The organism is Opitutus sp., from assembly GCA_024998815.1.
Lineage (GTDB): Bacteria > Verrucomicrobiota > Verrucomicrobiia > Opitutales > Opitutaceae > Rariglobus.
Genome location: JACEUQ010000003.1, coordinates 19310 through 32245 on the forward strand (window position 1 = coordinate 19310; position 12936 = coordinate 32245).

The following is a 12936-nucleotide window of genomic DNA, read 5'->3' on the forward strand; positions in this document are numbered from 1 at the left end:
AGCTGAAGCAGAACTGAGCCACCGCCCCTACAAACAGGGCGGCAGCACGGTTTAACCCAAACTCAATGCCCCTTGGAGGCATCCAAACCGAGGACGCCGGTGGATCCACTGAGTTTACTCCACAGGAGCGAATAACCAGTCACCCATATAAAGCAGACCAGCGGGATGATAAAACCGGCCGACATGCCATTGAGATCGGCAATGTGCCCCATGAGCTTGGGCATGATCGCACCTCCCATGATGGCCATGACGATGAAGGAGGACGCCTGCTTTGCGCGGCTACCCAAACCGTGGATACCGAGCGAGAAAATCGTCGGGAACATAATCGACATGAAGAAATAGGTCAGGAACAGCGCTATGGCCGAAACCCATCCGAATTTGCAAAACACGAGTAGGCTGCAGAGACCGGCTAAACCGGCGAAGGTGGCAAGCACCTTGTGGGCAGCGAACTTCTTGAGAAGGGCGGAACCCAAAACGCGACCACCAAGAAAAAACATGAAGCCGACCGAGGCGAGCGTGGAGGCACCCTTGTCGCTAAGCCCCAGTTGACCATTCTTGTGCACCTCTAGCCACGACGCGAAAGTGCCGGTTTTGAAGGTCTCCGGCACGGGCGGGAGCTGGGAGGTCATGTAGTTGATGAAGTACGCGAAAATACCGCATTGGGCGGCGACATAGAAGAACTGGGTCAAAGTCGCCCCCGAGAAGTGAGGCTGACTCCAAATGCTGTGAGAAGTGATGCGCGCTTTCTTCGCCATGAACACGACGGTTCCGATGGTCAGTAGCAGGCCGGAGGCATAACCGAGCGCCTGATTTTCCGTCATGCCGAGGGATTTGCCCACCGAGGGAATCGCCACGATGGCGGAAACAATCATTCCCACGGCGACCGCCAGAACGACGATATTTAACCAGACCAAGCCCATCGCCAGGCCCCGATTGGCTGCCGGGGCTTTGGATTCAGGGGCATTATCATCCAGATGAAATTCATCCTCCGCCTTAATGTCGGGCAGTTTGCAGAACGAGAACACCACTGCGAGCACGAGCACAAAAGCACCAATCGCCGCATAGGGAATCCAAAGGGTTTCGGATCCAGTGCTTTCACCGGTGTGGTCCGTACCGTAAAAAAAGGTGGCGCCGACGACTGGCCCGAAAATCCAACCCACGCCATTGCACGACTGCGCAAGATTAATACGGCTGGCGGCGAATTGTTTAGGGCCGAGCACTGTAGCGTAGGGGTTCGCCACGGTTTCCAAAAAGGTCAGACCGGAGGCGATAAAACAGACCCCGAGTAGAAAGGCCCAAAACTGAGCAATGTGAGAGGCCGGAATGAACCAAAAGCCCCCAGCGGCAACCATCAGTAGGCCGACGATAATGCCGCCTTTGTAGCCAAGTTTTCCTGCCAACCAGCCCGCGGGCATCGCCATCAGAAAGTAGCCAAGGTAGTGCGCAAATTGAACCCAAGCGGACTGCGCCAAGGTGAGATGAAGCTCTTGTTGAAAATGCTTATCCATCACGTCAATCAGTCCATTGCAGAAGCCCCAGAGGAGAAACAGCGAACTGACTAACACGAAGGTAATGAGATGGCTTTTGCCATCTTCAGTTCGAAACAAGGACGGTTTTGACATTGGGAGGGTTAGTAAGGCAGATGAAGGGTTAACGGTACTCTACAATTAGAGGGGAAATGAAGAGGAGAGCTCAGCGCAGCTGTAGTTTTTCCTCCACGACGCGGCTGGCCGCAGCGTAACCGGCGGCGAGTACGGGGTCGCGCAGGTCTACGTCAAAGCTGGGAATCATCGCTTTCATGCGGGCCTGACCTTCGGGAGTAGCCAACAGTTGCGGGAAACACGTCTGCACGACTTCGAGCACGATGTGCACGCACACCGAAGCGCCGGGAGAAGCGCCCAGCAGAGCGGAAATGGTCCGCTTCTCGTCGGTGATGACCTCCGTGCCGTAATGCACGATGCCGGCTTCGCCGTCGGTTTTTTTGATCGCCTGCACGCGGATGCCGCCGTCGATCAGTTTCCAATCCGCTTTCTTCGCTCCGGGGTAAAACACGTGCAGCACCTTCATGCGGTCGTCCATCGACTGCGTGCCTTGTTGCACGAGGTAACGGATAAGATCGAGGTTCTTGGCGCCGATTTTGAGTAAGGTCGCGATGTTGTGGAGGCGGAAGGAACTGGGCAGATCGGTCCAGCTGCCGGCGCGGTGCAGGAACTTGGTCGTCCATGAAGCGAAGGGGCCGAAGAGCAGCGTCTGTTTACCATCGAGCACGCGGGTGTCGAGGTGCGGCACCGCCATGGTGGGCGCGGCGTCGAGCGGCTGGCCGTAAACCTTGGCTTTGTGGCGGGCGACGATTTCGGGTTTGTCGCAGACCAGCCATTGACCGCCGATGGGGAAGGCACCGAGGCCGCGGCTTTCGGCCACGCCAGCTTTTTGCAGCAGCAGCAAACTGCCCCCGCCTGCACCGACAAACACGAACTTAGCCGACGTGTGGTGAACCGAACCGTTGGCCACATCTTTGACCGCAACATCCCAACCTGCGGCGGTGCGGTTGAGGTCCACCACTCGCTGGCCTGCGGAGACCGCACAGCGCGGTTGCCGGGCGAGCCAGGCCAAAAGTTTGCGCGAAACAACGCCGAAATCGACGTCGGTGCCGCTGTCCATTTTGGTCGCGGCGATGGGCACCTGGGCACGTTCTTCGGTGAGCAGGGGAGCCCAGCGGGCGATCTCGGCGCGATCGGTGGAAAACTCCATCGAGCTAAAAAACGGGTGCGCCTTCATGGCGGCGTGACGCGCGCGCAGGAAGTTCACCATTTTGTCGCCGTGCACAAAACTCAGGTGCGGCACGGGGCGGATAAAATCGCGCGGTTTATCGATCATGCCCTCGGCCACCGCGTAGGACCAAAACTGCTTGGTGCGCTCGAACTGCGCGAAGATTTTTATGGCGTTGGAAACATCGACCTCGCCGGCGGCGTTTTGGTCGGGCGTGTAGCTGAGTTCGCAGATGCCCGCGTGACCGGTGCCGGCGTTGTTCCAGCCATGCGAGCTTTCCTGCGCGAGCTCGGTCGTGGCCTCGTAAACCTGAATGGCCAGCGAGGGATCGAGGCGCTTGAGCAGCGCGCCGAGATTGGCGGACATGACGCCGCTGCCGATGATGATGACATCGGGCGTAGTGAGGTGAACGGAGGAAGCGGACATGGACGGATGGGGGATTAGGGCGAGCTAAGGAATTATACCCATTACACAGCTATTCAGGCCTTTTAACGCAAAGACGCTAAGGCGCGAAGTATGAGATAACTCTTTTAAGGAAATGCTTTCTTTGCGCCTCTGCGACTTTGCGTTAAAGACTCGGTTTGGTCGCTAAAGAGCATCAGCTGCGTTTAGGGGTATAAATTACAGGGCTGAGCGTGGGGGCGAGCAGCGCGCGGAAGGCGGTGAGGTCTTTAACCGCGCCGAGGGAAACGAGCTGGCTGGCGAGGTTGCCCACCGCTGAGCCTTCGAGGGAAAACGACACGACAGGGAGGCCGGCGGCATTGGCGGTGGCTTGGCACAGGAGGCGATTACGCGAGCCGCCGCCGACCATCAAAATGCGCTTAAAGCTGCGCCCGCTCATGCGCTCGAACGCCGCCTTAGCGGCCGCATGGCCGTGGCCAAGGGAGTCGCAGATGAGGCGCGTGTAGGCGGCGAGGCTTTGCGGCGGCGATAGACGGCGGCTCGTGATTTGCGCGTCAATGGCGGCCTTCATTGAGGCAGGGTTGGCGAACGCGGGATCCGCGACATCGAGCAACGCGGCGGGAGCTGGGAGTTTTTCGGCGGCGGCGATCAGTTGAGCCCATTTGGCGTCGGTTTTGGGGCGCGACGCAAAGTCCTTCATGATGCCTTCGAGTAACCACAATCCAATGACGTTGGTTAACGGGCGGTAACGTCCATCACCGCAGCGTTCGTTGGAAATACGCGCGGCGAGTGCCGAAGCGCCCAGCACGGGCGTGTCGCTCTCGTAGCCGACGAGCGACCAGGTACCGGAACTGATAAAAAGGTCGTCGCCCGTGGGTGCGGCAGGCATGGCGTCGTAGGCGCACGCAGTATCGTGGCCGGGCACCACGACCACTTGGGTGTTGTTCAAAAAATCGAGTCCGCTCACAGCGCCGAGTTGGGTGCCGGCGAGCACCGGTTTGGCGAACCACGCAGCGGGGACGCCGAAGTGTTTTAACGCTGCGGTGGACCAAACCGGTTCTTTGACGCCGAGCAGCTGAGAGGTGCTGGCAATGCTGATCTCGTTCACCATGCGGCCGGAAAGCAGGAAGTTAAAATAGTCGGGAAGGAACAGACAGTGCTTGGCCAAATGCGCGACGCCGGGGTGTTGAGCGACGGTCTCGGCGAGTTGCAGCGAGGCGTTGTAAAACACGTTGGGGATGCCGGTGGCGGCATACACCTTGGCGAGCGCGGTAGAATCGGCAGCGAGGGCTTTTAAGCCGGACTGGGTGCGATTATCGCGGTAGGCAAAAGTCGGATATACCGGTCGCCCGGCGGCGTCCACCAACACATGATCCACGCCCCAGGTATCGACGCCCACGGAGGCGAGCGTCGCGCCCTCGGGCAGCAGTGCAACGGCCTTGCGCAGCCCCGCCACCACCTGCTCCCACAGCCCCGCCACGTCCCAGTAATCGTGCCCGCCCATCGAGCGCAGCGCATTTGGGAAACGGTGCGCCTCGGTCAGTTCGAGGCGCTTGCCGTCCCAGCGTCCGAGCATCACGCGCCCGGAGGTCGCGCCAAGGTCGATGGCGGCACAGTACGTGACAGCTGATTTTTTCTTGGCGGACATGGTGGGCGGCGGGGCGTGTTGGGCAGGCGGGTTGTATCAGGGACGTGGATGCAGCGGCGCTTAACGCAGGAACGCCTCGTGCAGGCCGCCGTCCACGGTGATGACTTGGCCGGTGGTCTTGCTCAGGCGTTTGCTCACCAGGATGAAATACGCCTCGGCCTGGTCGGCCGGCGTGATCGGGCTCTTGGTCAGCGTGCGGTCGGCGTAGAACTGGGCCAGCTTGGTGACGAGGCTGTCGGTCGCCTCGTCGTCGGTGTAGGGAATCGCGTACTTAGCCAGCGAGCCGATGACGCGGTCGCGGGGGAACATGCCCGAGCCTTGAACGACGGTCGCGGGAGCGACGCCGTTGACGCGCACCAGCGGCGAGAGCTCCATGGCGAGTTCGCGCACCAGGTGGTTGGCGGCGGCCTTCGAGGTGTCGTAGGCGAGCGAACCTTTTTTGGCGACGGCGGCGTTGGCCGAGGTCGTCAGCACCAAGTTGCCGCGCAGCCCCTGCTCCTTCCAAGACTTGAACGCCTCGTCGGCCACGAGGTAACTGCCGGTGACGTTGAGGCTAAAGGTCAGCGCCCATTTGTCGTCGGGGATGTGGCCCGAGGTGTCGCTCGGCACGAAGATGCCGGCGGTCACGCAGATCGAATCAAAGCCACCGTAGGCGAGCGCAACTTGATCGAGCATTTTGCGGATGCTGGCACGGTCGGTGATGTTCGCCGTCAGGCCGATGGCGGAGCCGCAGTTGGAAATGCCTGAACCAGCGACGCCGATGCCGAGACCGGCTTTGTCGGTGATCTCTTTCGCGGTGGCTTCGGCGGCAGCGGTGTTGAGGTCAACACACACGATGTGCGCGCCTTCTTTGACGAGGCGGTGCGCGGTTTCTTTACCGATGCCGGAGCCGGCACCGACGACGATGATCGTTTGGCGCGCGAGTTCCTTCTCGGCGGGCATGCGCTGCAACTTGGCCTCTTCGAGTAGCCAGTACTCGATGTCAAAAGCCTCCTGCTGGGGCAGGGCGACGTAGGTGTCGATCGCCTCGGCACCGCGCATCACCTCAACGGCGCAGTTGTAGAATTCAGCGGTGACGCGGGACTCGGACTTGTCCTTGCCCCAGGCGATCATGCCCAAGCCGGGGATCAGCACGACGGTCGGATTCGGGTCGCGCAAGGCGGGCGAGTTCGGGTTTTTGCAGGCCGCGTAATAAGCGGCGTAGTCCTTGCGATATTGGTCCAGGCCGGCCTTGAGCTTGGCCTTGAGCGCGGCGGCGTCCTCGGCTTGGGGATTCCAGTCGATGTACAGCGGCTTGATCTTGGTGCGCAGGAAATGGTCAGGGCAACTGGTGCCGAGTTCGGCGAGGCGGGCGGCGTCTTTGGAGTTAACAAAACGCAGGATCTTTTCGTCGTCTTGGACGGTGCCGATGAACCGTTTTTGCTGCGACACCTGACCACGCAGCCAGGGGAGAATGGCGGCGAAGGCGGCGTTGCGCGCCTCGGGGGAGAGGCTCGAGTATTTTTGCCCACCGAAGGCCGTGGCGTCGCCACCTTTGGCGGCGTACTTAGCATCAATGTACGCAGCGGCTTTTTCGATCAGGTCGAGGGTGCGCGTGTAGCAGACCTTCTCGTTGTCATCCCACGAAATGAAGCCGTGTTGGCCCATCATGATGGCCTTCACGCTCGGCTGCTTGCGGGCGATTTCCTGCATGGCAAGACCGAGCTCGAAGCCGGGGCGCATCCAGCCCACGTAGGCCATCTCACCACCGAAGATTTCTTGGGTGAGCTTTTCGCGGTTTGCCGAAGCGGCGATCGCGATGATCGCGTTCGGGTGCATGTGGTCGACGTGCTTGCCGGGCAGAAAACTGTGCAGCGTGGTGTCGATCGAGGAAGCACGCGGGTTCAGGTTAAACGTGGCGTGGGAGAACATGGCGACCATGTCGTCCTCGGCCTGCGACTTGACGCCCTTGTTGGGCTTGGCGGCGTAGACCTGTTGGAGACTGAGGAGCTTGTCCTGATAAAGGGAGGAGAAGTTTTCGCGGGTGCTGGTGCGCAGATCGCCGCCGGAGCCTTTGACCCAAAGGACTTCAACTTTGGCGCCGGTGAGCGGGTCGAGCTCGATGATCTTGGCCGAGGTGTTGCCACCGCCGGTGTTGGTGATGCGCTGGTCGCTACCGAGCAAGTTGGAGCGGTAGATCAGGCGGCCGACGGGATCAAGGGCAGCGGCTTTGGCGTCGTCCCAGCAGAAGTTAACGTAGTTGTAGGTAGGCATTATTTTTGGAAATTAAGAAGCGATCGATTTAGAGTTTAAGAATCGGCTCAGAGCCCGAGGGCCTTCTGGCGGTAGTGCTCGTCGGGGCGGCCGGCGATGCGCTCGACCTGAGCGGCGGTGAGGAATTGCGGTTCGCCACCAGAAAGGATGGCAGCGGTGGAGAAAATCTCGGCCGCTTTAACCGCCATGAGGGTGGCTGCGAGCACAGCCTCGGGCGTGGCTCCCAGGGCGATAAGGCCGTGGTTTTCCAGGAGGATGACGCGCGGCGGACGGGAAAGGCGTTTAATGTAATCCTCGACCGCGGACTTGATGGCCTGGGAGAGCTTGAGGCCGGGGTCGGTGTAGGGAACGAAGACGCTCTCGACGCCGCAGCAGACGATCTCATCGGGAAACAAGCGGCGGGCTGCGAAGGTGCGGGCGTGCTTCGAGCAGAGGATCGCGTTGACCGCGATCGGATGCGTGTGGCCGACGTAATTCACGCCGGGCAGGGTCAGCAGGTACGCGTGAAAAATGGCCTCCACGGAGGGCTTTTTCATTTCCGTGGAAACGCGACCAGCGAACAGGGCTTCGTCCACCGCGATATCGGTCATACTCTCGGCGTCGAGCAGCGGGAGGAGTTTGCTAAAATGGCAGGTGGCCGTGCCGGCAACGGCAAGGGTGGCGAGATTGGAGCCGGAGGCCTTGACCGTGAAGGTCTCAGCATCGTGCCGCATGGAGGTGTTGCCCTCACCAAGAATGGCGAGGCGGCGCTCTTCGCGGCCGAGTTGATGCGAAAGATTGAGAAGGGCGTCTAGGGACATGGTGTATGCGGAAAGTAGCGAGTAGCGGGTATTGATGAGAGGCAGGAGCCAACGAGAGGCGGGTGGCGGTGTTTTTGAACGACTCGCCACCCGCTCCTGCGCGTTTCTTAGAACGCTTTTCCGTCGGCTTTGGTGCCGGCGAAGAACACTTCGACACCGAGTTCGGCGGCGAGCGCAGCCTTGGTGTAGAGGGCGAGATCGGCCTCCTTGGCGCTGTTGGCGTAGGCCACCTGGATGTGATTGCTCGGGTGGCGTGCCATCATCTGATCGCGGCTCACGCCATAGGTGACAGCGTGCATGATGGGCCACTGGAATGTAGTCTCTTTCCAACGACGCTCGGTCTCGGCTTGCGGCAGGCTGATGACCTTGGCTCGGCCGATATCGAGCTTGAGTTTGCCGTTCTCGACAAAGAAGCGGCTCCAAATGATCTCGCCGGTCTTGGCGATGCCACGCAGGGTGCCGCCGCCGAGCTTGAAATACATGCCCGGTTGGCGATGCGAGTCGGAGCCTGCCCAACCATCGATATGGTGGTCGGCCGGAGCGCTGCCGGAGATGAGGAACACCCACACGTATTCGGCGGTGGAGCCGGACTTGTCCCAATCACCCCAACGCAAATCGTGGAGGGTATTGGCGCGGGGCTGGCCCAAGGCTTGGTGAACGCGGTCAGTGAACAGGCCGTCGAGGCCGGCGCACTCGTCGACTTCGTTGAAATGCGGGATCGGTGCATCGGGGCGGATAACGGTGCCGTCAGCGCGTTTGACTGGGGGACGATCCGTGGAGTTAAGCGAACCCTCGACCAGATCGGAGGCGGGCAAGAGGTCCTTGAGGCCCTGTTGATACTGGATGCCGATCGTCTCGCAGCCGAACTCGTCGGAGATGCGCACGGCGGCGATGTACATTTTGCACTGGAGGAGAACCTGGCGCTCGGTGAGCTCGGTCGCCTCGTCCTTGCCGAAGTGGAATTTGAGGCCCTTCTTTTTGCACCAATTAAACACTTCCAGCGCCTCGGCGTCGGAGATTTGGGTGGTCGCGTAATAGAGCGCGGACTGGGACAGGCGCTCCTTGTAAACGCCGAGCGGGAACAGCAGCTCGTCGGGGATGATGGCGTTGTACATGCCCATACAGCCTTCGTCGAAAACGCCCATGATTGACTTGTTCACGCGAAGGTCGTCGGCGATCTTCTTGGCGACGGCGCGGGCCTTGGCCGGAATCGTGACCTTGGCGAGCGACTTGACGTGGGTGATCTTGTGTTTGGCGACACCGGTCTTCAGCCAACTTTGCAAGCCACCGAGGAACAGCGTATCGTCGAAGTTTTCGCTCCACAGTGTCGAGTATTTGACGCCGGCCTTGGTGAGCGAACCGTTGAGATTGAGCATGCCGACGAGGCCAGGCCAGGTGCCGGACCAGTTGGCGACATTAAGCAAGGGCCCGCGGTGCGAGATTAGACCGGGAAGGAGGTGATGCGAATACTGCCAGACGCACTCGGCGACGATGAGCGGGGCGGTGGGATCAATCCCAGCGAACACAGCCATGCCCTCTTTCTGCGAGGAGATGAAGCCATGATTAACATCCTTCTTGAAGGGGTGGGCGCGGACGAGCTTGTAGCCAAACGAGGCAACAACCTCGGCCAGCTGTTTTTCCATGGCGGCCTGGGCAGGCCAGCATTTTTCGTTGGCCGTCTGACGGAGATCGCCGTTGGCGACGAGATAGACGCACTTCTTAGGCAGTTTTTTAACGGATGGCATAGTGGTGAATAGCGCTGGATTCGACGGGATTGAGCGGGGTTGGGGCTACGTCGACAGGTCGAATATCAACCTTCCCACTTTAGCAGATTTACCCAATAAGTGAATGGACGTTACCAGCCACCACATGGATAATATCGGCCTTCCCCAAAACCCGCCCTTGCTCGCCGCCCAAGTGGCGGACAGCAGCACCTTTTTCCTCCAACTGGCTGGCCCGTGGCGTGAACGGGTAACCGTTACGCTAGGAGGAAGGGAACGCTGCCGCCCCGACTACACCCTAAGCCGAACGCGTTACGCCTACACCGTGATCGAACTGGTGGTCGCCGGCTCCGGGCGGTGCGTGCTCGATGGCACCGAGCACCGATTGGAACCGGGCGTCTGCTTTGCGTCGGGGCCGCGCACCTCTGTCCGCATCGAAACCGAGGCCGATGCGCCCTTGGAAAAGTTTTTCTTCGCTCTAGCCGGCCCCGGAGTCACGCGAGCCCTCACCCGAGCGGGCCTTCTGCATGGACGGGCTCGGCGCGTGGCCGCACTCGGCGACCTTCGTGAACTCGCCGAGCAAATCACCCGCGAGGGACGACGCCACGGGCCTGCCTCCACCCCGATTTGCAGCCGCCTTGCTGAGGTATTCCTGTTGAAAATCGGCGAAGCGCCTGCGCGCGGAGCCAGCCTCAGCCCCAACGCCGGAACCGAGGCGGCGCGGGAAAATTTTGAACGCTGTCGTTCGCTCATCGACACGAACGCCGCCGCATGGCGCGGGCTGGACGAAATTGCCGCAGCCGCCCGCCTTGAGGCGTCAAGTGTGTGCCGGTTATTTCGCCGCTTCTTGGGTGTGAGCCCGCATCAATACCTGCGACGGCGGAAAATGGCGCTCGCTGCCGCCTTTTTACTCGAAAAGGGGGCCCGGGTTCAGGACGTCGCCAATCGCGTGGGCATGGACGACCCGTTTCATTTCTCGCGCAGTTTTAGGTTGGTCCACGGCGTGGCCCCCAGTGCGTTGATTGCGGCCCGCCGCTGATGGGTTCAGACTGGTGGGCAGTAACATGAAACTTGTCGGATCGAAAGTGGTGCGGTGCTTTAGCCCGCATCGGCGATTGTAAATTAAATACCATCAAACCTGCGGGCTGAAGCACCGCACTACCGCAGAACTCAATCCGACAACTTGAGTGTGACTGCCTACTAACCCACAAAAAAACCGGCGCTTACGCCGGTTTTCGGGGGATCAGGGGAGGTACTTGGCGATATCCGGAATCTCCATTTCGCGTCGGCCGCCGAGGCGCAGCTGGAAATAGGGATCAACCTGAGGCCTCCAGTCATCGCCGTCGTCCTCGGCGGCTTCCTTGCCCTGGCCAGCTTTTTTCTCCGGCTGGTCGTCGACCACCTCGATGCCATCCTCGTCTTCGGTACCAAATTCGACGCCTTCGAGGTCCAAGCCGGTCCACTCGTCGAGGTCGAAAATATGGGACATGCGCCGGGCCTGCGGATCGAGTACGAGAAGCGGGTTTTTAACCCGGCCGGCTTTGACGAACTCAAAAAGGCAGGGGTAACAAAGGTCTTTAAACCGCAGCTGGAACTCGGACATCCATTTATTGGCAACCCCCTCGCGCTGGTTGAGCAACGCGACGTCGGAAAAATGAATACAGGCGTCGTACCAAGCGATGAGCACGGGGTGTTGTTCGGCCAGACGGCAGCTCACCACGGTGATGATGCGGCCAATCTCGGCCTGCACTGCGGGCACCCATTTTTGCAGGGCCTCCAGCTGATCAACGGGATTCTGCCGGCCATCGGTCACGAAAAACACGTGGGTGGCACCGGGAGGCAGCGCGGCGGAGATCGCCCCCTCGCTCCAATTCCAGCGGGCGAGCGAGGGCAGGCGTGCGTCCTGCGCATCGGCGGGTTCGGCAGCGGCGAGCAACACAGCGGCGTGGGCGCCCTCGGGCAGACCGCCGTCAATCAGGTCGGCGAGCACCTCGCGGCGGCCCGACCCGGCGGCACCGAGAATAATGTAAATGAATGGAGTTTCAGCGGGCATAACGGGTACGGGATCGAGCAAAGGCATGAGATTCATGCCCCACGTTGGTTGATTAGACTGGAAACTCAAATGAGCGGTTCTGCGCGTTCTGGCGCATCGCGTGGTCGAGCAGGACGAGGGCCGCCATCGCCTCGACGATGACCACCGCTCGCGGTACCACACAGGGATCATGGCGACCTTTACCCATGAGTTCGGTCGGCTGACCGGCCAAATCCACGGTTGGCTGAGACTGCAAAATGGTCGCGGTGGGCTTAAAGGCCACGCGGAAGACAATCTCTTCGCCGTTGCTGATGCCACCCTGCACGCCGCCGGAACGGTTGGTCAACGTGCGCACACGGCCGTCGCGGTTTTCAAACAGGTCGTTGTGCTCGGAGCCCTTGAGCAGCGAGCCGTCGAAACCGCTGCCGACCTCAAAGCCCTTGGTCGCCGGCAAAGACAACATGGCCTTCGCGAGGTCGGCCTCCAGCCGGTCGAACACCGGCTCGCCCAGCCCCGTCGGCACATTGCGGATACGGCATTCAATCACGCCACCCACAGAGTCACCGTGGCTGCGCACGTCCTTGATGCGCGCGATCATCGCCGCAGCGGTCTCGGGATGCGGGCAACGCACTGCGGTCGCCTCCACCTCGGCCAGCGAGGGAAACGCGCTCAACGCTTCCGCCGGCACCGCGATATCGTGCACGCGGGTAACATAGGCGCGGGTCTCGACGCCGTAGGCCAGCGTGAGGATCTTGCGGGCAAGCGCGCCAGCCGCCACACGGGCGATGGTCTCGCGAGCCGAACTGCGCCCACCGCCGTTGGGGTCGCGCACGCCGAACTTGGCCTGATAAGTGAAATCCGCGTGCGAGGGGCGGAACGCCTGCTTCATCTCGTTGTAGGCGCTGGACCGCTGGTCGGTGTTGCGCACGAAAAGCCCGATCGGCGTGCCGGTGGTTTTGCCCTCATACACGCCGGACAAAATCTCAACCACGTCGGCCTCTTTACGCGGGGTGCTGATGTCGCTCTGCCCAGGGCGGCGGCGATCGAGCTCGGCCTGGATCTCCTCGACGGTGATGGGCAGCGAAGGCGGGCAGCCGTCGATGACTACGCCGATGCCGGGACCATGGCTTTCGCCCCAGGTGGTGATACGGAAAAGATGGCCGAAACTATTGGGCATGAAAAAGCGTCACGGTTGGGGGGCCGTCCGCCTCCCGCAAGTTTCAAAAACACTGCGCACGCCAAAAGCGCCGGCTTCGCCCCCCCCCCACCCCGTTAAGCGCATAACTCCATTTACAACCCCACTGCGTTCAC

The 12936-nt window shown here is 60.9% G+C and carries 9 protein-coding genes; 1 reads left to right on the forward strand and 8 read right to left on the reverse strand.

The features are described 5' to 3' along the window. Positions 1-62: 62 nt before the first annotated feature. The 6 genes from H2170_15295 to H2170_15320 form a co-directional block, all read right to left on the reverse strand. Positions 63-1622: an MFS transporter gene (locus tag H2170_15295; protein MCS6301435.1), complete on the reverse strand. Its 1560-nt coding sequence runs from the start codon at positions 1620-1622 to the stop codon at positions 63-65. Positions 1623-1692: 70 nt separating this feature from the next. Further along, positions 1693-3195 carry a malate dehydrogenase (quinone) gene (gene mqo / locus H2170_15300; GenBank protein MCS6301436.1) on the reverse strand — a complete coding sequence of 501 codons (1503 nt, stop codon included), beginning with the start codon at positions 3193-3195 and terminating at the stop codon, positions 1693-1695. Positions 3196-3367: 172 nt separating this feature from the next. Beyond that, complete coding sequence (locus tag H2170_15305) at positions 3368-4819, reverse strand: rhamnulokinase (protein MCS6301437.1); 1452 nt, start codon at positions 4817-4819, stop codon at positions 3368-3370. 60 nt (positions 4820-4879) lie between these two features. Continuing rightward, the gene (locus tag H2170_15310; protein ID MCS6301438.1) at positions 4880-7072 is read right to left on the reverse strand and encodes a bifunctional rhamnulose-1-phosphate aldolase/short-chain dehydrogenase; all 2193 of its coding nucleotides are present in this window, start codon (positions 7070-7072) and stop codon (positions 4880-4882) included. Between the two features lie 47 nt (positions 7073-7119). Next, a complete protein-coding gene (locus H2170_15315; GenBank protein MCS6301439.1) occupies positions 7120-7872 on the reverse strand; it encodes a class II aldolase/adducin family protein in 753 nt (250 codons plus the stop codon). A 107-nt stretch (positions 7873-7979) separates the two neighbouring features. Beyond that, the gene (locus H2170_15320; protein ID MCS6301440.1) at positions 7980-9617 is read right to left on the reverse strand and encodes a fucose isomerase; all 1638 of its coding nucleotides are present in this window, start codon (positions 9615-9617) and stop codon (positions 7980-7982) included. Positions 9618-9720: 103 nt separating this feature from the next. Between H2170_15320 and H2170_15325 the strand changes: the two genes are divergently transcribed. Beyond that, the gene (locus H2170_15325; protein MCS6301441.1) at positions 9721-10632 is read left to right on the forward strand and encodes an AraC family transcriptional regulator; all 912 of its coding nucleotides are present in this window, start codon (positions 9721-9723) and stop codon (positions 10630-10632) included. Positions 10633-10836: 204 nt separating this feature from the next. Here H2170_15325 and H2170_15330 read toward each other — a convergent pair whose 3' ends face one another. Both H2170_15330 and aroC read right to left on the reverse strand, forming a co-directional pair. Beyond that, on the reverse strand, positions 10837-11646 hold the full coding sequence (locus H2170_15330; protein ID MCS6301442.1) for a hypothetical protein: 810 nt from the start codon (positions 11644-11646) through the stop codon (positions 10837-10839). A 52-nt stretch (positions 11647-11698) separates the two neighbouring features. After that, on the reverse strand, positions 11699-12802 hold the full coding sequence (gene aroC / locus H2170_15335) for a chorismate synthase (protein MCS6301443.1): 1104 nt from the start codon (positions 12800-12802) through the stop codon (positions 11699-11701). Between the last annotated feature and the right edge of the window lie 134 nt (positions 12803-12936).